The sequence below is a fragment of the Brevundimonas alba genome (assembly GCF_011927945.1).
In the GTDB taxonomy this organism is placed as follows: domain Bacteria; phylum Pseudomonadota; class Alphaproteobacteria; order Caulobacterales; family Caulobacteraceae; genus Brevundimonas; species Brevundimonas alba.
The window spans coordinates 2,026,079-2,046,982 of sequence record NZ_JAATJM010000001.1 but is presented as its reverse complement, the minus strand read 5'-3'; the positions used below and the strand labels follow the sequence as shown (position 1 = coordinate 2,046,982).

The following is a 20,904-nucleotide window of genomic DNA, read 5'->3' as shown; positions in this document are numbered from 1 at the left end:
GATCAGCTCGGACCCAAGGGTCAATGCCGATGTACAGCAGCCTTCTCCAAGTCCCCACGTTGGATGAGCGGTCGATTTCGATCGGACTCTCTTCGCTCAGATCCAACAGCAATGACGCAGCGCTTCGGCTGGCTCTGGAGGGCCGAGGCGCGGTCGTCAACGATTGGCATCCAACGGGCGGAGCAGTGGATGATACCCGATCACCAGAGCCCGATGTTCTGATCCTGACGGCCAAGGTTCTGGATTCCGGTCTTTCGCTGCTCATCCAGAAGATCGGCCGACAGGCGTCGCCCTACTTGATCGTACTGCTGGAAGAGGGAGACGTGGTGGACCGTATCGTCGCCCTTGAGTTGGGCGCCGATGACTTCCTCCAGCATCCCGTCGATCCTCGAGAGGTCTTGGCGCGGGCAAAGCGGTTACTACGTCGCGGCGCTCAACGGTCGACGGGCTTACTGGCCAATGACAACGGCAGCGAGGCCGGCGAACCTTGGGTCCTGAATGTCGTCAGCCGTCTACTAAGGTCGCCCGCGGGCGCGGTTTGCGGACTATCCCGCGGCGACATTCAGTTGATCGACAGTTTGACCAATCCGGCTGGCGTCCTCGCTATGAACATGGACAGCACAGAGGCGAACAATCTGCGGGTCTCGGTGAGTCGTCTGCGCCGAAAGTTCCGCAGGAACAGCGGCCAAGATCTCCCCATCCGCAACATTTGGGGTCAAGGCTACACTTTCAACGCCCAGCTGAAACGTATTGGGTCGTCGGCCGCACATGCTTCAGGGACGGCCGCGGCGATACGCGCCTAGTCGTTTGCCGCTGAGACTTCAACCTCGAACGGCATGACGATTTCAGAGCGCCAGCCCCCTCCTGACGGGCCTGCGGTCAGGGATGCATCGTCACCATAATGCGTTTGCAGACGTGATCGAACATTGCCGAGCCCAATTCCAAATCCTTCGGGGATGCGATCGCTCGCCGACATGCCGTCGTCCTGAACCCAGAGTGACAAACGATCTCCCATGCGACGGGCCCCGATCTCGATCGTCGCGCCCTCTATCGACAGGGCAAGGCCATGCTTGACTGCGTTTTCGACCAAAGGCTGGAGAATGATGCTGGGGACGAGGGCCGCTCGCGCGTCGGGATCGACCGAGAACACAATGCGCAGCCGATCCGCAAAACGAATGGCCTCGATGTCGAGATAGAGCTTCTGCATTCCGAATTCGCGATCGAGAGTAACCAGACTCGCTGACGACGATGCCAGCGCGTTGCGCAGGTAGTCAGAAAGGAGCTCAAGCGCACGCCGGGCCGACACCTGGTCGCCCTTGCCCATCAGAGCGAGAATTGCGTTGAGGCTGTTGAAAACCAGATGCGGGTGAATCTGATAGCGGAGCGCGTGAAGCCGGGCTTGCTGCACTTGGTACTCGCTCTCGGCTAGCGCACGTTCGCGCGTCCGCATCTCGGCGGATCCCACAAGCGTGGCGACCAGACATGCCCAGGTAAGAAACACCCAAAGGTAAGACAGCGGCTGCGGAGCCAGCCGGATCCATTCAAACGTTAGCGGAAACAGCGGTTCAGCAACCGGCGTGTACATATAATAGATCGCCCACGCCAAAACGGTGTTGAGCGCCGAGGCCAGCAGGATCAGCGGCGAAGAAACCCGGATGAACCGCCATCCGCTGAATGGGCCGCGGGATCTGAGAATTCCCCATATGCCGGCGGTAAGGCCGAAGGCCACAGTGTTGTAGAGGACCTTTTCGAGTATCTCCTTCGGTCCACCGAGCGTTTCGTTGGAGAGTGAACGCAGGAACCACTGCAGCAATTCTGCGGCCCAGACGCCGGCGGCGAAGAGTATGACATCGCGATCGAGGGTTCGGGGATCGTTCGCGGGGTCTTCAACGGCGTCGCTGTCGAACATGCTCGGCATCATTCCGGCCTTTCCAGGCAATGAATACTGCTAACTCCGGGTCCACAGCCCAATGCAGGCTGGACGTGCTGGGGTTAACACCCTCCCCTGCTCGCCCAAGTTTGCTGCGGCGCCGTTGCACGTGGCATTTGGCGGGGACGTCGTTCCTTGACAGTCAAGTGAACGGCATCAAATCGCCCTTCAAGCGTCTTCACGTCCTCAGCAATACTCCGCGTGCACTGTCTCAACTCTGAATGGTCGAACGCTTCGAACTCCACGGATATCGTAGCTCGGTACTTCATTTGGGCGCCTTGTCTGGAGCCCTGCACCGGCGGCGCGGGCCTGATAAAAAGCACCGGTGAGGGCGGTTCCGTATGAAACCGCCCTCCCGCACGCCACCCGCTCTCTTAGTTGGGCCGATAGTTCAGTCCGATGAAGAAGCGTCGGCCATAGGGGTCGAAGTTGCTGTACAGCGCACCGGCCAGATATCGGCTTTGTTCAGCATCGAAGGCGTTGACGACCCCAACCCGCACCGACACGTCGTCTCGCGCCTGCCACTTCACAGTGAAATCGTGACGCGTGAAGTTGCCAGTGTTTAACGAATCAGCCGGCCTTGCGTCCACGTCGTTGATGAAATCACGCGGACTGACGATGTCTTGGGCGCTCTGCCAGTCAGCGGTCCAGTTGAGGTTCAGCGTGTCCGTGGGGGTCCAGGTAAGCGAAGAACTAAAGCGAACCCTCGGCAGGCCGCCACCGATTACGGCGGTACTCGCGAACTCAGTGCCGTCTGTGGGATCCGCCGAGTTGGTGAAGAACTCCTGCTCAAGCAGCCACAGGCCGCCGATGGAATAGTTCAGGCGACCCCAATCATGGCCTGTGGTCTCCTCCAGATCGAGGGAATATCGAGCAGTAAAGTCGAGCCCGCGGGTCGTGAACGCTGCGAAGTTGACGGAGCCTTGAATGAAGCCGCCGAATGGGTCACCGGCGGGCGCGCCGATATAGAACTCTCGGCCCGGTGTCGGATCACGGCGGAAGATTGTCGCGCAAGCTGCGGAGTTCAGCGAGGACCCGTCCACGCAGTTGTTTGCTGCCTGCTGTGCAGTGATCGAGGCGATCGCATCGGTGATCTCGATCTCATAATAGTCGAGCACAAGCGTGAGGTTGGGGATGAAACGCGGCTCCAGCACGGTCGAGAAAGTGAACGAGTCCGACTGCTCCGGCTTGAGGAACGGATTGCCCCCGGCGACACCGCCGACACCAGATCCATAGTTGGGGTTGAAGTCATCGGTGTTCGTGGCCGTTGCTCCCGCGAAGTCGAAGCTTCGTCCTTGCGCCGCCGCCAAGGCGGTACAGTTCGCAATCCGATTCGAGCGCTTCTCAGCCGTATAGTTGGCCGAGAAGGGCGCGTTGATATTGGTCGTAGCGCAGGGGTCGACGGGCATGTTGAAGAAGGTCTGCGTAAGCGGCGCGAAGTTTTCTGACAGGTCAGGAACGCGGATTGAGCTGTTGAAGCTGGTCTTGAAAGCGATGTCTGCAATCGGACGATAGACCAGGTTGACGCCATAAACTTCCGTCTTGCCGACTGTCGTGTAGTCAGCGAAGCGATACGAGCCGCTCAGTTCGGCGTAATCCCCAAGCCAGCTGTCGCGGAACAGCGGCAATGACAGCTCACCGAAAATCTCGTCCGATTGGTACTCAGCACCCGCGAAGTCGGCGCCAGTATTGAGCAGGAGCCAGCGGTCGCCAGTCGTGGCGCTGCGTCCAATACCTTGTGCGTACTCCCGGCGATGTTCCGCCCCGAGGGCGATCCCGATCTCACCGGCGCCCCAGAAGTCCCACAACTGTCCGGACACAGCACCTAGGAGCTGCTCCTGCTCGTTCGTGTGAGAGACTGTAATCGCTGCGTCGATGTAGTCCAGGGCCGCCTGGCTTTGGTTGCCTGCACCGAAGATGTTGAGCGGAGTGCACTGGCTGAGGGCGCGTTGCCCCTCGACGGTGTCACGAAGGTCGTCCCCAACTGTGCCTGCGCGCCCGATCCGGAAGTCGTCCCGGAGACCTCCCGTACCGTCTGCGGCCGTACGGCCGGGATTGCTCGCCGCAATCAAGCGCGATCGGCACACGATCGCACCGGGCGTTCCCAGAACACCGGCGTTGTCGCGCACCGCATCCGCTGCCAACGCCCACCGCTGCGAATCCACGCCACGCTCGACGTTCACGTTACGGGCCTCGCCATAGACGTAGGACAGATCCCAGTTGACGTTGTCGACGAAGCCCAATCGGCTCATCGATCCCTCCAGCGCGATCACAAATCGCTCAATCTCACGCTGATTGGTCTGGGTGCGGTCCGGACCAAACGCGGCGTGCCGCGCCCACTGCCGGGACACCGGAGTTTGCGGTGTTCCGGGCGTCGTCGCCGTGGGGTTGTTGTAGTTCGTAACCATGTTGGCGTTGATCGCAGCCAGAACGTTCGCCGGCAGGAACGCGTTGTCCAGCCGGAGATCGAACTGCGTCTGCGAACGCAGCTGGTTAACTTCACCCGCTCCTCGCGAATCGTTGTTCAGAAACGCGTCAAAGAAGGTCGGCTGCGAGGCGAGGAAATTGTCCTCCGTGATCGTCTTGTATTCCGCCGTCAGCTTAACGGTGTCGGAGACCGCGAAATTTGCGCCAACCTGAAAGCGCTGGGACTCAGTGGCCGGTGTCCGCGACAAGCCCGCAAACTGATGCACAGGGATGCCGTCGCCGCCGATGTTATGGCCGCGATTGGCGCCGACATTGCCGATACGTTCCCCGAAGTTGGCCAAGCGTGCCGTGGGGCCGTCGTAAACGAAGGTTCGCGTGGGGTCGACACTATAGCAGTTAGCGCTGGTGACAGTGGTGCAGTTGGTCAAAGGCACGTCGGGATCGTTGAGTGCACTGGGACGCTGGGCGTTCGCGAGCGTGGTCTGACCCCAGGGCATCCGGTCGAGTCGTCGGACATGACTGAAGGGGACAACATCGATCTCGCCGTCGTTCCTCGCTGACGTCGGATCAGCGTCGACCGCCGTTCCGGCGGCGCCGAAGACACGCCCCTCCATGAGCCAGTCTATGTCTGCGACGTTCACACCGTCTGTCCGGTCATACTCACCGTGGGCATAGATGTTCAGGCGGTCATCCAGCAGGTTGACGCCACCGAGGACCGAAACCCGTCGGTTTGCTTGGCCGTCCTGGTTGACCATCCCCCAGTTGGCATCGACCTCCAGGCCATCGAAATCCTTGCGCAGCAGGAAGTTCAGCACGCCGGACACCGCATCCGCCCCATAGACCGACGAGGCACCTCCGGTGATGATCTCGATGTTCTCGATCAGCAGCCGCGGAATTGCATCGATGTCGACAGCGAGACTGCCTTGCGCCGCTCCGACGTGACGGCGACCATCGACAAGGGTCAGAGTCCGATTGGACCCTAGAGCCCGCAGGTTGGGCAGCGACAATCCGCCCGTGTTGAGGTTGCCGGTCGTATCGGAAGGGATCGTCGAGTTCGAGAGCACCGGCAAGGTCGCGAGATAGTTGATCACCGAGGTCTGGCCAGTGGTCAGGAGCTGTTCGCGATTGACCTGGATCAAGGGAGTCGGTGCATTTGTCGGGTCGCGGCGAATACGCGAGCCAGTCACAATGACCTCTTCGATCTGTGCGGCCTCCTGGTCGAGCGGCGCTTGCGGCGCAGTGCCGGCCACTGCGGCAGTCTGTGCGGAAGCAGCGCCCGCAATGGCAAGAACCGATCCGCTGATAATCGTGCCGACCAGAAGCCGCTGCCTGATGGACTGACGCATATTCATAGAAACCCCTCCTAGAGCCGTCACCTCCCGCCGAAGGCCGGGGGTGGAAAACTGGTTGAGACAATCGGCTACTGATAAACAGCACAGCATGCCGTCGACCGCTTGAGACTATGTTCTGCCACAAACGCGCAATCGAAATATTCACGTGAATAACATGCGACGCTGCGTGTGGCCTTTTGAGCTCACGATATGTAAATACAAACCTGAATGCTTACGCACTAGTGCGGGCTGCCACGAGCAGGCAAACAGAGCAGCGACGCCGCATCTTGTAGAAGCATGGTTCATTGCGACAACGGTTCGTCGCTGCCGGATGCCGGCTTGGCTATTCGGCTGGGCTTTTCGTCGCGGCGAATAGCGACTTCGGCGCTAACGCCAGCGCTTGGCGTTGACTGCCTTAAGCGTGCTTTCGGCGTAGCTGGGCCCAACAGCCACCAAGCGGCCAGTGTCCAGGGTCAGCTCCATTCGCCCCCCCGCCTTTCGGCGAATGCCGCGCACCCGAGTGATGTTCACTAAGAAAGAGCGATGGCTGCGAACAAAAACAACAGGGTTGAGCCGGTGACATAGTGAACTGACTGTGTCCCGGATGAGATGCATCTCATCGCCAATGTGAAGATTGACGTAGTCACCTTGAGCCTCGATCAGATCGATGCTGCTAACAGGCAACCGCTCGAGACCTTCTTTCCTCCGAATCCAGAGCTCCTGCTCGTAGGCCTGTCCGTCATTGCCGGCCTCAGCTTGTAGCGAAGCGATCAAGGCTTGTAGTTCCGAAAACCGTTGGTTGGCTGTCCGCGCCGCAAGCCGTTCCTCCGCGTTGCGCACTGCGTCGCGAAGGCGGTCGAACGCGATCGGCTTGGTAAGATAATCGACGGCGTTCACCTCAAACGCCTTCACTGCATAGTGAGCGAAGGCCGTCGAGAATATTACCTCTGGGATCGCTTCACCTGAGCGCAGGTTCTCGATCACCGAGAGGCCGTTCCGGCCAGGCATCTCGATGTCCAAAATAACCAGGTCGGGCTTCAGACTCCGGATCATGGACAACGCCTCGACGCCGTTGCGCGCACACCCCACAACTTCAACAGAAGGAATACATGCCAAGGACGACTGCATCTTCCCTACCGCGAGCGGTTCGTCGTCGGCGACTATTACCCGCATCTCTAACCTCCTCGGCGGAGCAGATACGTCGAGATAACCTGATCCCCGGCCCGGCGCCGGAAAAATCGCTCAAGCACACGCAGGCAGCGTCGGGCACCCACGGCTTACGACCAACGTAGGTTTTGGCGCGGCGAAATGCTCGCCGGACGGGCACCCTTCAGCTAGCCGCGGGGTTTCGATCAGCGAACTCGGACGGTAGCCCGGACTTTCATGCCGAACTTCGCAGTCACCCCGCAAGACTACCCCGGTGCGGTTCCGGGCGACTTCAGGCTGCGATCAATGGACATGGCTGCGGCTATTCAGATCGCCAGAGCGAGCGCGCCCGCGATGACGCTCACGCAGTTAGCGGTCTTTCTGACGATCGCCTCGGAAGAGGGCCTTCGGCTAAAGGATCTATGTGCTCGAACTCGGGAAAGCCAGGCGACGATCTCTAGGAGCGTCGGCCTTCTGACGACCACTGGTTACCGCGGGACGCGCAAGTCAGGCTACGGGTTGGTGGCGCTTCTGGGCGACCTGAACGATGGTCGTGTGCGCCGCGCAGCCCTGACCGCCGACGGAAGGCGGCTTTTCGCCGAGATAGAGTGCGCGTTCCAATAAGCGACTCCCCCATTGTTAGTTCTCGAGGTTCCATGCCTTACGCAATTATCGCGGCTGCACTCGCCCTGTCATTCAGTGATCCAGCAGCCTCTGCACACAACGCTGAAAACCTGCAACAGCTGGCGCCGACCGCTTGGTTGTTAACCGGGCGTGATGGCAACGTCCTGATTGTCCCAGAAGCGTCCGGCGTCCTACTGGTCGACGACGAGCGTCCGCGCGACCTGGAAGAGATATTCGCAGCATCCCGGTCCCTCTCTCCCGGCCCAGTGCGCTACGTCATCAACACCCATTGGCACCTGGATCATTCAGGGGGAAACGCTGGGCTGGCCGATCACGGGGCCGTAATTGTCGCCCATCGAAATGTCCGTATGCGGCTTGGAACGGACCAGTTCATGGCCGCCTATGACCGGACTATCCCCGCCTCCCCGGAAATTGCGCTGCCATCGATCGTTTTCGACCACGCCCTTACCCTGCATTTCGGTGGGGAGACGATTCAGCTCCGTCACACGCCAATGGCCCACACGGACGGTGACACCCTCGTCTATCTGGAAGGGGCCAACGTGCTTCACATGGGCGATGTCTTTTTCAATGGCCTCTACCCGTTCATTGACCGGAGCAGCGGTGGCGGGATCCAGGGTCTTATCGCTTCCGTAGACACGGGACTGGTGATGTCAGACGGGGAAACTCAGATCATCCCTGCACACGGGCCAACGGCCAACCGCGCCGAATTACAAGCGTATCGTGCAATGCTCGTCACTGTTCGTGACAAGGTGCAGGCCGGAATCGACGCTGGGAGAACGAAGGGTGAGATCATCGGAGATCGCCCTGCTGCCACTTACGCCCTGGAAGGCGAAGAAGATGGCTTCGTCAGTGCCGTCTATGACAGCCTTTTACCCGCTCAGGACTGACCGCCGCCCGCACGACAGAGGCAGGCTGGCGGCAAACTCGGATGTCTGATCAGGATTAAAACTGGAGACGGGTGCTGGTTAGGCTCACAGAACCCCTAGTGCCAACTGACACGCGGAGGTCTCCGAACATATCACCGAGGTCGGCCGGGCGCTGAAGCGACGCCAAGGCCATGCAGTTCTATACTGCAGCGTCGTTGGAGCCTTCGACATCGATCGCTGCAAGCGCGCGCTACATAGGCGTCCTGCTCGCCGGCCGGCGCTACATAGTGGATCACATCGCGGGCGACTTGGACTGCCGCCAACCGCGCGATCGTCCACGGGGCGCTAGCGGTTAGAGGTCGTCCAGAAAGGCGTTGTATTCCCGGACGGCCGCCGCCCCGCGCCCAAGGATGTAGTGCTTGTCTGCCGTGTCCGTCGTCGCATGCCCCAAGACCGCGGCTATGTCGATCGAGGAGTCCGGATAGGCCTCCGCTAGCTCAGTCGCGGCAATGTGGCGCATGAGGTGCGAACTGATGGACTGGCCAAAGGCAGCGAGAGTGCGCAGCTTGATGATCTGGGCGACGGACGTGGCGCGCATCGGAGTCCCGAACTGCGACAACCAAAGTCTAGCAGAAGAATCGTCACCCTTCGCCAAGAGCAGCGGGCGATGCTCCTCAAGATACTGCCCGAGCGCCTCCTCCAGTCGCTCGGGCCAACTGCATCCCCATGGCCGGCGCTGCTTCATCTCCCCGGCGGCGAATTCGAGCCGGTGCCGATCGGCCGTCAGAACAAGTTGCCGGCCAATGGTAATGGCCGAAATATTGGACACACGCAGCATGCGGCAGGCCCAAAGGGCAATCAGCAGGCCATCCCTGAAAGCGATTGGTCTGCGTACGCCGGGCAGGTGATCGACGTCAGCCGATTGCATCAGCTGGTAGCCCAGCTCGAGAATCTCGCGGGCCGGCCTGAGGCGGCCGTTGAGGTCCCTCAACGGCCGAGCCTCGACGGACAGCCGCCCTGCGAGTTTCCCTATGAAGGCAGTCGGGGTCTCGGGGCACATCGTGCGGAGGGCATCACCTAGGGCCTGTAGCCGACCGACCCGGGTGTAGTTGGCGAGCCCAGCCTCGGTAAGTTCAATCAGATATTCTCGGACCAACTCGGTCGTCGCTCGCTCAGCCGGAGCTTGCCTCAGACAATCCGGATGGCGCGCGTCCAGCCAGCCCAGCCAGTTTCCGTAGCCGAGCTGTACGAACAGCCGGGTCGTGGCGCGCCAGTGAGACGACGCCCCCTGCCCCTCCCGCGCGAGCGGATCGGTTTCCGCCGCGCGGGTCCAGGCCGCCTGATCGTCGATAGGCCATTCGGAAAACCCCCATAAGCGGGGCATGCGAGCCGGCCTCATCGGCTCGTCTTCCGCTTGGGACGAGGAGCTGCGTAGAGGTCGAGTAGTGCCTCTTCGAGCCGGATGAAGGCGGGTTCTGTCTGGAAGTCGGCATAGGCCTTCAAGGTCGTCTTGATGCTCTTGTGGCCAAGCAGTTGGCGCACCGTTTCCAGACCACCGGGATCGAACCGCAGGTAAAGCTTCGCCGCAAGATGGCGGAAGAGGTGCAGGTGCATCTTCAGGCCTGTCTCGCGCTCCACGAAGCGGCAGATTTTCGAAGACAGCGATCCTTGGCTTCGCAGGAGCCCGGAGGCATTGGGGAAGAGGTAGGGACTGGCTTGATTGGACACCAGGGGCCGCCAGTCTTCCTGCCAAGCGTCGAGGAGTGTTACCACCCGGGCGGGCAGAACCGCCGTGAAGTCGCTGTGCGTCTTGGTCTCCTCCCGCGAGAGGAACAGACGCACCTGTCGCGTCTTCCCTTTGCCGCTCTCGATCAGGTTCTCGCCCAGCTTGAGACCAGTGAGGTTCTTCGCTCGCAGGGGCACAGCCATCAGCAGCGCTACCTGGGTGGCATACATGACCCTGACCGCGGTGAGATGGCTCCGGGGGGCGTCCGCAGCACGCTTCAAGGTGCGCTGCGGCAGTTCGAGCAGACGCTTTACATTGTCCTGATCGTCAAACGGGACCAGGCGCGCCCGGTTCTTGTCGGTCATGCCGCTGGCCTGTCCGAGCGCCCCTTTCAGCGACTTGATCAGAAGGCCGATCTGCTCCGCCTTGGGCAGATCTTTCTCCCAATGCCTAGCGATCGTTTTCATCAGCTCGGCATGGTTGAGAAGCTGCGGCCGCACCTCCTTGCCGAAGCGCTCGTTGCGCAGGTACCCGAGGGCCATTCGGATGTTCACCGGCTGGGTCAGGACCGCGAGCTGCCTGACCTCGTCGATCGGTACTTCTCCGCTCAGGACAAGCGCAGTGGCGAAGGCGCGAAGGTTCTTCTCGCGGGTTTTGCTGGTAGCGGGCCGCACCTTGGGCGCCGGGTCCGGGCTGAGGGGATCAGGATGGAGACGCGAAAACAGGAACGCATCCACTTCCACCCGCAGGGTCTTCGGGAACGCGTCCCAAGCAAGTGAGAACCGGCGAGGGTCCTCCGGTGACTCCATCGGCACTTGGGGCCAGCCGGGCACCTTGTGTTCGCACGCTTTCCAAAGCCTGACCATCTGCCTGTAGGAGGTCTCAGGATTGGCGCGGAGACTGGTGTCCAGCAGTTCGCCCCGCCAGGCGGCAAACGCGTCAGCGGTGATAGCGTCGGGCTCTACGCCAATGCGGGTCAGGAACTTGGCGAACCGGCCCAGCCCAATGCCGACCCGCGTTTCGGCGCGGTCGATGAGCGCTCTCCAGGCCGGGCTCATTTCAGAGGTATCGCGACCGGACGCCAACTCGACGCCGGCTTCCCGAAGCGCCCGAAGAGCGAGGCACTTCATCGACTTCCAGGACATGGGCTTTACGCCCGCCCGAGCCGGCGAGGCCGTGGCCAACAGCGCGCGCAGGCGCACAACGTCGGCGGGGATCTGGTCGAGGGGAAGACCAATCGCTCTGGACATCGCCTTGAACGCGGAACGGATGCCGCTCCTATGAGGGTGGTCGCTATTGGCGTCGTGGTAGAAGGCGTAAGCCTCTGCTAGGGTCGCCGGAGTGGAAAGTTCCGGAAACGGGATTTCTAGTTGGCTCATTTTGTCCTCCTTGGGACAGGGTGGTCTTGGGTGGCCGGGAGTGGCCATTTTTGACTAAGCACGGATCGGATCGGGGGTCGGTTGAGTGCGGGTGTAGTCAACGACCACCAAAACCACGTGGACAATCAGGGACTTGGCTCGACATCAGAAACCGCGTCGGAGCGAGACGAAATCGCGGAAGTCCCGCTGGGAAATCCTGACCTGACGGCCGACTTTGTGGTGAGGGAGATCGCCACTGGCGATCAGCCGTCTCACCGTTTTGTCGGATACAGTCAGGATGTCCGCGACGTCCCGGACGGTGAAGAATTTCGGCAGCGCGGGGATTGCGTTCGCCATGATCAGCAAGCCCCCGAGCGAGCGGCGGGGTCGCTGGTCAGACTTTCAATCCAATGATCGATAGCTGCGGCGCTCCAGCCGGACGCGCCGCCGACCTTGACCGGCTTCGGGAAGCGGCCAGCCGCGACCTCTTTATAGATCCAGGAACGGCTCATCCCGGTCCGAGCGACGACAGCCGGTAGCCGCTCCAGGCGTAGCGATGTGGGTGACATGAATAGCTCTCCAAAAACGGCTCGGGCGATCAGCCCGAGCAGTGAGAGCCTGTTGTCACGACATGGAAATTAGAGCCCCTATCCGCTCCATTGCCATGTCGTGACGTCGATTCTAGGCCTTGGATCGCCTGTCAAGAGCATAAGATAGAGTTCGGATCGGAATTCCGTGCAGCTTTGCCGTCTCGGTTAAGGCGCCGCGTCCTCCCCATTCGTCATAGGTCTTGAACACGCGCTCATAGTCGTACTTCGGCTTTCGCTTCGCCCGCCCTCCTGCACTCCCGGCTTCCTTGGCCTGTCTGCTTTTCCGCAGCTCGAGAAGCGCGGCCTGAATGGGATCCAGCTTGGCAAGTAAAGGGCGGGCCTTCGTCTCGAGCCGTTCAATCTCACGGTCGATCTGGGCGAGCTCTTCCTCTAGCGACAGGATGCGCTTGCGCGTCATTCACCGGTGTCCCTATCGCCGACCAGCTCCGAGGCGCCCGGGTCGCAATAGCGGCACCACGCGTCGATAAGTTCGCGGCGCTTTGAAAGCGCGTCGCCGCGGCGATACGCGCGCTCAGTCATGTCACCAACCGCGTGGGCCAGGCACATCTCGGCCACGTCACGCGGGAAGGTGGTTGTCTCGCCTGCCCAATCCCGGAAGCTGGAGCGGAAGCCATGTGGCGTAAGCACGCCGTCTTTCCCCATCCGCTTTAGCAGGGCGCTGAACGCGGCATCCGAAAGGGACGTTCGGGATCCCTTGGGGCCTGGGAACACGAACGCTTCAGAATCGTCGCCCGCCAGCGCCTCGACCTGGCCAAGAATTTCAGCAGCCCGTTTGCTTAGGGGAACCCGGTGCTCCCTGCCGGCCTTCATTCGGTTCGCGGGCACCGTCCATACCGCCTTCGTCAGATCGATTTCTGCCCAGGTCGCTCCCCTAACCTCGCCCGACCTCGCCGCCGTCAGAATCGTGAACTCCAGCGCGAGCGCAGCCATTCCGTCGCGGCTCCGAAGATCCTGAATGAACGACGGCACATCCGAGAACGGGAGCGCCGCATGATGGCCTCGCGTGAGTTGGGATCGCTTTGGCAGGAGCTGATCGAGATGCCCTTTCCAGCGGGCTGGATTTTCGCCTGACCGATAGCCTTTTGCTTTCGCGGCATCGAGAACGCGTTCGATCCGCCCCCTCACCCGCGATGCAGTTTCCGGATTGGACGTCCAGATCGGCTTCAGAGCGTCCAGAACGTGGGTCGTCTCAATGTCGTCCAGCCTCATCGGCCTCAGATCAGCGGCGTGACGTTCGAGAGTACTTTGAAACTGCTTCTGATGCTTGGCATTGCGCCATTGGCTCTTCACCGCCTCAACCAGGTCGTCGGCGAACACACCGAATGTCGGAATAGATCTTCCGGCCCTCTTCGCGACGAGCGGGTTGACCCCTTCGGCGATACTGAGCCGGGCCTCGGCGGCACGTTCGCGCGCGCGGCTGAGGGGGACGACTGTGGCCGATCCCAAGCCCATGTCAGAAAGTCGCCCCTTCCAGCGGAACCGGAAGACCCACTTGCGACTGCCACTAGGTGACACCACGAGGTAGAGCCCTCCGCCGTCGGCGTAGCGTCCAGGGACAGAGGTGGTGAGTGCCGCCCGAGGCGCCAATCGATGTAGCTGCCGAGCCATTCCAGTCCCTACTCCAGTCCCTACTTAGGGTGTCGAAATCCTAGGATGACTGGGGACCGATATGGACTCGCCGTCAAGCAATCATTGTCAAAACAGTGCGTTAGTAGACGTGCAGAGACAGCATGAGAACCCGATACAGCGGACACCCTCTCCGCCACCGGCCAAGACGTCCCGGCTCAATAGGGATCGGGCGCATCTGTTCCCCCGTCATTACCGGCAAGACCCCTTATTGGGACGCGCGAGACTGACCGCCACGACTGCGGACAGAGTCCTTCCTCGTCCGGTCCCATGGCCAGCATCCCTCGATCTCGGTCTCCAGTGAGAAACTGAGGAATGTCCGGATCCCCACGATGGCGGCGAGCAGGCCGACGCTTTCGAATGTCAGCGGCGCCGTGATGGTGGAGATGATGTCCGCGCCGACGAGCAACTCCAGTCCGAGCAGAATCCCGCGCCCCAGGTTGGAGCGGTAGTTGTCGTAGGCGACACGCCAGTCCCGCTTCCTCAGGCCCTGCTGTATGAACCACGCTGTCGCGAACACGACACCGATGAGAATGATCCCGACCCCGGCGAGCTCAAGAAGCCTTGCCAGTGTGTCGACGTAGCGGTGGACGGCATCGGTATTCACGAACTGAGAACAGTCGAGCTTCCGCTGCGTTCCGGGGGAGCCTTCATGACGGATGTTCGGGCCGTCAGGTCGCGAGGGCGCGTTCCCTGACGAGAGAGACTATCTGGAGCCGCTCAGGGCAGGAACTGGATCGTGCGGGCGAACTGGATGTCGTCGGATCCCGGCTCGACACGGGCGTCCCGCATCAAGGCAAGCGCGGCGTCGCCGAAACCCAGTCCCGGATGTGTCTCTCCCAGGACCTTGCAGTTCTCAACCAGACCATTGGCCCTGGCCGTGCATTCCAGAGTGACGGCGACACTGGCGAGGGTCCGGCCGGACGCTTCCTGCCGCACAGCCTGCGCCGCCGGTTGCGGTTCCTGAAGCAAGGCCTTCTGCTTGGGGGTGGGGTCCAGCAGGAGGGCGGCGGTAATAGACAGAACAAGCATGGGGCACCTCGGTCAGCCCCGTAATGACCACGCGGTCCATTCCGTTCCGGCGGCTCGGCAAGCTTCCGTCCGATAGTATTTAGCGACGGCGGACACCGTGGTTAGCCACGTCCGGCTTCAGGACTGGTCCGGACGTCGTCCGGGGAGCCTGCGCGCCAGGGATCAGCGCCCGTGACTCCAGTCTTTTCTTTCCTGCGCCCGGCGTCGCCGCGCGTTCCGGCGGTCTTTCTTGTGACCGCGTTGACCGCTGTACAAGGACACCGCGAATGGCGCCCCCGCGACAAGGGCGCTGGCGACCAGAATAAAGATAGCGAAGAGATTCATCGGGAAGCCTCCACGGGAGCACGGCGTCCGGAGCCATGCCTGGGGCTGTGAGCATTTCTACCGGGCCGGTCCCGGCGACGCCGGACATAGGCGCCGTCCTGCCGGATCCGCCGCCCGCATCCGGGATGAAGAGGAGCGGCCGCCCCGGACGAATCCGGGACGGCCCAGAGCCCCTTTAGATCGTCCAGAAGTCGTCGCGAGCGTCGAACGTCGGTTGCCCGGCGTCCAGCAACCCGTTGTCGAGATGCAGTGACGTGAAGAGATCGGTCGTCAGGACGAAGTCGTTGCTGACCGGAAGGACCAGCGCGTCGAATTCGCCCCCAAACCCGGCGCCACCCGACGGCAGCACCAGCGGTTCGTCGCTCGTCGCATGCATGAGGAAGGCGTCGTCCATCAGCCCCGGCAGAACAGCGGCGTCGCCGATGTGCTTGGCGGAAGGCAGCGGCGCCAGTGGCGCAGGCGCGGTCAGCGCCCGCGTCGAGCCGTTGCCGAACATCAGCGTCTCGATCCCCTGCAGCAGGTCGGAACCGTCGTCACCATCGGCGAGGTTGGTGTCGATCACCCGCCAGCCGCTGCCTTCCTGGGTCACCGAGTAGCCAGCCGCCGCCCCCGAGTAGCGGGCGATGTCGGTACCGGCGCCGCCGATCAGGGTGTCGTTGCCCGCCGCGCCCCGGAGGATGTCGTTGCCGGCCCCGCCCGTGATGACGTTGTCGAGGGCGTTGCCGGTTCCCGTGAAGGCGCCCGTGCCGTTGAACGTCATGTTCTCGACGTTGGCCCGGAGCGTGTGGGTGTTCAGCGAGACGATGGCCAGGTCGGTGCCTTCGCTGCCGAACTCGAGGTAGGTGTCGTTGGCGTCGACATAGTAGGTGTCGTTGCCGGTCCCGCCCTGCATCGTGTTGAGCGCGCCCGAACCGCCGTAGAGCGTGTCGTTGCCGGCGCCGCCGATCAGGTAGTCGGAGCCGTCGCCCCCGATCAGGACGTCATCTCCGGTGAAGCCCACGAGCGTGTTGGCTCCGGCGTCGCCGGTGAAGCGATGCCCTGCGGCGCTCTGGCCGTACAGGCCTTCGATGTTCGCGCCGATGGTGACGTTCGCCAGGGTCGTGAAGACCCGGTCCGTGCCGCCTCCGGCCAGCTCGAGGACGACGTCGGAGACATGGTCGACGAAGTAGGTGTCATTGCCCGCGCCGCCGATCATGGTGTCCACGCCCACGCCGCCGTTGAGCGTGTCGGCGCCGTCGCCGCCTTCCAGACGGTTGTTCTGGTCGTCACCCGTGAGGGTGTCGTTGAAGGCGGTGCCGACGATGTTCTCGAAGCCGATGTACTGGTCGGCCCCGTCAACGGTCGTCTGGCGGCCTGCCAGGCTGAGGTTCACGGCGACGCCCGCGGTCGAGTTGTGGAACGACAGGGTGTCGATCCCGCTGCCGCCAACGAGGATGTCGTTGCCCGCATCGCTGATGACCGTGTCGTCGCCCGAGCCGGCGTTGACGGTGTCGTTCCCGGCCCCGGCGTCGATCCTGTCGGCGCCCGAGCCGGAGATGATCGAGTCATCGCCCTGACCGCCCGAGATCGTGTCGGCGCCCGAACCGGTGATGATCGAGTCATCCCCGGCGCCGGCGTTGACAACGTTGACGCCGCCGCCGGCCAGAATCTGGTCGTCGCCATTGCCGCCCGTGACGGTCTCGTCGCGGTTGTTGCCGACGAAGGTGTCTCCACCATCGGCCAGCACGACCTGATTGGAGGCCCCGCTGATCGTGATGGTGACGGTCCGCTCTTCGCTGACAGCGCCTTCATCGTCGGTCGCCGTGAAGGTGAAGCTCACGTTCTGCGTTTCGCCGACATTCAGGTCGTAGCCCGAAGCGTCGAACTCCCAGGTGCCGTCCGGGTTGAAATCCAGACCCGTAAGCATGCTGGTCAGGGCGTAGCCGTCGACGTCGACGTCGCCGTCGATGTCGCTGGCGCTGACGGAACCAGTGATCGTTCCGCCTTCGGTGACCTGGGCCGTGGCGTTGTCGCCCACCGGGGCGTCGTTCGAGCCCGTAATCGTGATGGTGAGGGTCCGCGTCGCGGAGTTCTGGCCCGAGTCGTCGGTGACGAAGTAGGAAACCACCACGTCTTCGGTCTCACCCTCGGCGAGGTAGTCATAGGAGGCCGCGTCGAAGGTGTAGGAGCCGTCCTCGTCCAGCTCGAAGCCTTCAGGCGTCTCGCCCACGGTGTGGAAGCTGGCGATCGAGCCGTCTTCGTCGGAGGCGGTCAGCGTTCCCGTGATGGACAGATCCTCGTCCACCTCGTCCGTTGCGTTGGTGGCCACCGGAGCGTCGTTAACGCCGTTGATGGTGATGGTGATCGTCTCGATTTCGCTCAGGCCGCCGTCTTCGTCGGTGCCCTGCACGTTGAAAGTGACCGTGTCGCTGTCGCCGGCGTTCAGGGTGTCGAACGCCGAGGCGTCGAAGCTGTAGGTGCCGTCGGGGTTGAAGGTCAGGCCGGCCGGCGTCTCGCCAACCACCTCATAGGTGACCTCCAAGGCGTCGCCGTCGACGTCCGTGGCGGTGACGGAGCCGGTGACGATCTGGTCTTCGTCGACCGAGCCGTTCGCGACACTGATCACCGGGGCGTCGTTGGAGCCCGTGATGGTGATGGTCAGGGTACGCTCGTCTGAGGTCAGGCCCTGGTCGTCCGTGACGGTGTAGGTGACAACCACCTCTTCAGTCTCGCCGTCGGCCACGTAGTCGTAGCTGTCGGCGTCGAAGGTGTAGGCGCCGTCCTCGTCGAGCGTGAAGCCTTCAGGCGCCTCGCCCACGATCTGGAAGCTGGCGACCGAGCCGTCTTCGTCCGAAGCGACGAGCTGACCCGAGATGGCGAGATCCTCGTCCACTTCGTCAGTGGCGTCAGTGGCGACCGGGAGGTCATTCACGCCATTGATGGTGATGGTGATCGTCTCGACTTCGCTCAGGCCGCCGTCCTCGTCAGTGCCCTGAACGTCGAAGCTGACCGTGTCGGTGTCGCCGGCGTTGAGAGAGTCATAGGCCGAGGCGTCGAAGCTGTAGGTGCCGTCGGGGTTGAAGGTCAGACCGGCCGGGGTCTCGCCAACCACTTCATAGGTGACCTCCGAGGCCTCGCCGTCGACGTCCGTGGCGGTGACGGAGCCGGTGACGACCTGGTCTTCGTTGACCGAGCCGTTCGCGACACTGATCACCGGGGCGTCGTTCGAGCCCGTGATGGTGATGGTCAGGGTGCGCGGATCCGAGACCTGGCCCTGATCGTCGGTCACCGTGTAGGTGATCACCACGTCTTCGGTCTGGCCCTCAGCCACATAGTCGTAGCTGTCTGCATCGAAGCTGTAGGCGCCGTCCGTCCCGAGGGTGAAGCCTTCAGGCGCCTCGCCCACGACCTGGAAGCTGGCGACCGAGCCGTCTTCGTCGGAGGCGGTCAGCGTTCCCGTGATGGACAGGTCCTCGTCCACCTCGTCCGTTGCGTTGGTGGCCACCGGAGCGTCGTTGACGCCGTTGATGGTGATGGTGATCGTCTCGATTTCGCTGAGACCGCCGTCTTCATCGGTGCCCTGCACGTCGAAGCTGACCGTGTCGCTGTCGCCGGCGTTCAGGGTGTCGAACGCCGAGGCGTCGAAGCTGTAAGTGCCGTCGGGGTTGAAGGTCAGGCCGGCCGGCGTCTCGCCAACCACCGCATAGGTGACCGCCGAGGCGTCGCCGTCGACGTCCGTGGCGGTGACGGAGCCGGTGACGACCTGGTCTTCGTCGACCGAGCCGTTCGCGACACTGATCACCGGAGCGTCGTTGGAGCCCGTGATGGTGATGGTCAGGGTGCGCGGATCCGAAACCTGGCCCTGATCGTCGGTCACGGTGTAGGTGACCACCACCTCTTCAGTCTCGCCGTCGGCCACGTAGTCGTAGCTGTCGGCATCGAAGCTGTAGGAACCATTCGTGCCGAGCGTGAAGCCTTCAGGCGCCTCGCCGACGACCTGGAAGCTGGCGACCGAGCCGTCTTCGTCCGAAGCGATGAGTTGGCCCGAAACCGTCAGGTCCTCATCCACCTCGTCCGTGGCGTCGGTGGCCACCGGGGCGTCGTTGACGCCGTTGATGGTGATGGTCTGCGTGGCGACGTTGGACAGCGTGCCGTTCTCGTCCCGAGCCTGGAACTGGAACGTGACCGTCTCGGTCTCGCCCGCGTTCAGCGAGTCGAACGCCGAGGCGTCGAAGGTGTAGGTGCCGTCCGGGTTGAAGGTCAGACCAGCCGGCCCTTCGTTGACGAGGACGTAGGTCATGCTGTCGCCGTCGACATCCGTCGCGGCGACCGTACCGCCCGCCGTGGCGTCTTCGTTGACGGAGCTGGAGCCGTTGGTGGCGACCGGCGCGTCGTTCGCCCCCGTCACGGTGAAGGTGATGGCCGCCAGCGAACCTTCGCCCGCGATGTCGTTCACGTTGTAGGTGAAGACGTCGGTGACGACTTCGCCTCCGGCCAGCGAGTTGTCGGTGGCCGCGTAGACGTACGAGCCGTCCGCGGAGATGGTCAGGGTGCCGTGAGCCCCCATGATCACCGTCGGCCCCGACAGGGTCGTCATCGCGCCACCGGCGTTCTCGGCGCCCGCGCGAGCCGAGGTGATGGTCATCGCCTCGCCTTCGATCTCGATGTCGTTCGTGCGAACCGAGCCGGTCACCGAACCGTTTTCGGTCGCCGAGGCGGCGTCGTCGACGCCGTAGGCGAAGGCGTTGCCGGTGGTTCCATTGACCTGGATCGTGGCGTTGTTGAAGCGGATCGCTTCGACGCCGCGCAGGACGTCGACGCCGTCGGCGGTGGTGACCGTGATGCGCGAAGCGCCCTGGACGGCGATGCCGTTCGCAGCGTCGGCATTGACGACGACCGTGTCGGTTCCGGCGCCGCCGTTGATGGTGTCGTCGCCGAGTCCGCCGGTGATGACGTTGTTCACGGCGCTACCGGCGATGGTGTCGTTGAACCGTGAGCCGATCGCGTTCTCGATGCTGTAGAGCTGGTCGGTTCCGACGCCGCCACCCGAGGCCGCATTGGTCAGGTTGATGTTCATCGCGCCGGTCGCGCCGCTGTAGTCGACCGTGTCGGAGCCGCCTTCGCCGCGATAGGCGTCGCCCACGCCGTCGACGTTGCCGATGAAGATGTCGTCGCCGTCGCGGCCGTAGATGTTGTCGGCGCCCGCGCCGCCTTCGAGCGTGTCATTTCCGGCGGTGCCGATGATGGTGTCGTTACCGCTGGTGCCGGCGATCCCTGTAATCGTCAGGGTCAGCGTCTGCGGCGCGGAAACGCCGCCCTTGTCGTCCGTGGCGGTGTAGTTGACCACCAGGTTGGCGGTCTGGCCTGCCGCCAGGCTGTCATAGCCCTGACCCGTGAAGGTCCAGGCGCCGTTCGGGTTGAGCACGAAGCCGGCCGGAGCGGCTGCGGTCAGCTGGTAGCTCACGATCGAGGAACCCGCGTCGGCGTCGGTGGCCACGGGGAGCGTGCCCGAGACCGCATGGCCTTCGGTCGTGGCGCCGGTGGCGGCGGTCACGACGGGAAGGTCGTTGGTGCCGGTGACGGTGATGGTCAGGGTCTGCGGGGCGGATTCCGCGCCCTCGCCATCGATGGCGATGAAGCTGACGGTCACGGTCTCGGTCGCGCCCGCCGCCAGGTAGTCGTACGACGCGGCGTCGAAGCTGTAGCTGCCGTTCGGGTTGAAGGTGAGGCCGGCGGGGGCTTCGTTGGTCAGCTCGTAGCTGGCGACGCCATCGTCGGCGTCCGTCGCGGACACTGAACCAGTAATCGTCGCGTCCTCGGTGACGCTGTTGGTCGCCACTGCCGCAACCGGGCCGTCGTTCGTGCCGGTGATGGTGATGGTCAGGGTCTGCGGGTCGGATTCC

Annotated in this window: 15 protein-coding genes; 3 read left to right on the top strand and 12 right to left on the bottom strand. The window is 62.9% G+C overall.

Annotation, left to right across the window (positions count from 1 at the left end; genetic code table 11):
• Positions 1-23 precede the first annotated feature (23 nt).
• Positions 24-803 (top strand): response regulator transcription factor, encoded by a 780-nt coding sequence (locus GGQ87_RS09915; protein ID WP_168047032.1) that lies wholly within the window; start codon positions 24-26, stop codon positions 801-803.
• Here GGQ87_RS09915 and GGQ87_RS09910 read toward each other — a convergent pair.
• The 3 genes from GGQ87_RS09910 to GGQ87_RS09900 all read right to left on the bottom strand — a co-directional run bounded on the left by GGQ87_RS09910 (position 800) and on the right by GGQ87_RS09900 (position 6,861).
• On the bottom strand, positions 800-1,909 hold the full coding sequence (locus GGQ87_RS09910) for a sensor histidine kinase (RefSeq protein WP_168047030.1): 1,110 nt from the start codon (positions 1,907-1,909) through the stop codon (positions 800-802). The two genes, GGQ87_RS09915 and GGQ87_RS09910, sit on opposite strands and share 4 nt — an antisense overlap.
• 395 nt (positions 1,910-2,304) lie before the next feature.
• Complete coding sequence (locus GGQ87_RS09905; RefSeq protein WP_168047028.1) at positions 2,305-5,709, bottom strand: TonB-dependent receptor domain-containing protein; 3,405 nt, start codon at positions 5,707-5,709, stop codon at positions 2,305-2,307.
• Between the two features lie 366 nt (positions 5,710-6,075).
• Entirely contained in the window at positions 6,076-6,861 is a 786-nt protein-coding gene (locus tag GGQ87_RS09900) for a LytR/AlgR family response regulator transcription factor (RefSeq protein WP_168047026.1), read from the bottom strand.
• 210 nt (positions 6,862-7,071) lie between these two features.
• Between GGQ87_RS09900 and GGQ87_RS09895 the strand changes: the two genes are divergently transcribed.
• Together GGQ87_RS09895 and GGQ87_RS09890 are read left to right on the top strand one after the other, a co-directional pair.
• Positions 7,072-7,458 carry a MarR family winged helix-turn-helix transcriptional regulator gene (locus tag GGQ87_RS09895; protein WP_168047024.1) on the top strand — a complete coding sequence of 129 codons (387 nt, stop codon included), beginning with the start codon at positions 7,072-7,074 and terminating at the stop codon, positions 7,456-7,458.
• A gap of 32 nt (positions 7,459-7,490) precedes the next feature.
• Entirely contained in the window at positions 7,491-8,366 is an 876-nt protein-coding gene (locus tag GGQ87_RS09890; protein ID WP_168047022.1) for an MBL fold metallo-hydrolase, read from the top strand.
• Positions 8,367-8,697: 331 nt separating this feature from the next.
• Here GGQ87_RS09890 and GGQ87_RS09885 read toward each other — a convergent pair whose 3' ends face one another.
• From GGQ87_RS09885 to GGQ87_RS09845, 9 genes are all read right to left on the bottom strand, one after another.
• Positions 8,698-9,729, bottom strand: a complete 1,032-nt coding sequence (locus GGQ87_RS09885) for a site-specific integrase (RefSeq protein WP_168047020.1) — start codon at positions 9,727-9,729, stop codon at positions 8,698-8,700.
• An 11-nt stretch (positions 9,730-9,740) separates the two neighbouring features.
• Positions 9,741-11,450, bottom strand: coding sequence for a site-specific integrase (locus GGQ87_RS09880; protein ID WP_168047018.1), 1,710 nt, complete (start codon positions 11,448-11,450; stop codon positions 9,741-9,743).
• 144 nt (positions 11,451-11,594) lie between these two features.
• The gene (locus GGQ87_RS09875) at positions 11,595-11,786 is read right to left on the bottom strand and encodes a helix-turn-helix domain-containing protein (RefSeq protein WP_168047016.1); all 192 of its coding nucleotides are present in this window, start codon (positions 11,784-11,786) and stop codon (positions 11,595-11,597) included.
• 2 nt (positions 11,787-11,788) lie between these two features.
• Positions 11,789-11,998 carry a helix-turn-helix transcriptional regulator gene (locus GGQ87_RS09870; protein ID WP_168047013.1) on the bottom strand — a complete coding sequence of 70 codons (210 nt, stop codon included), beginning with the start codon at positions 11,996-11,998 and terminating at the stop codon, positions 11,789-11,791.
• Positions 11,999-12,110: 112 nt separating this feature from the next.
• Positions 12,111-12,437: a hypothetical protein gene (locus GGQ87_RS09865; RefSeq protein ID WP_168047011.1), complete on the bottom strand. Its 327-nt coding sequence runs from the start codon at positions 12,435-12,437 to the stop codon at positions 12,111-12,113.
• Positions 12,434-13,648 carry a tyrosine-type recombinase/integrase gene (locus GGQ87_RS09860; RefSeq protein ID WP_168047009.1) on the bottom strand — a complete coding sequence of 405 codons (1,215 nt, stop codon included), beginning with the start codon at positions 13,646-13,648 and terminating at the stop codon, positions 12,434-12,436. Before GGQ87_RS09860 ends, GGQ87_RS09865 begins: the two co-directional genes overlap by 4 nt.
• Before the next feature lie 226 nt (positions 13,649-13,874).
• Positions 13,875-14,273, bottom strand: a complete 399-nt coding sequence (locus GGQ87_RS09855) for a DUF1622 domain-containing protein (protein ID WP_168047007.1) — start codon at positions 14,271-14,273, stop codon at positions 13,875-13,877.
• Positions 14,274-14,386: 113 nt separating this feature from the next.
• The gene (locus GGQ87_RS09850; RefSeq protein ID WP_168047005.1) at positions 14,387-14,698 is read right to left on the bottom strand and encodes an energy transducer TonB family protein; all 312 of its coding nucleotides are present in this window, start codon (positions 14,696-14,698) and stop codon (positions 14,387-14,389) included.
• Between the two features lie 499 nt (positions 14,699-15,197).
• Positions 15,198-20,904: VCBS domain-containing protein (locus GGQ87_RS09845; protein ID WP_168047003.1), on the bottom strand; the 5,707-nt coding region annotated here is incomplete at its 5' end.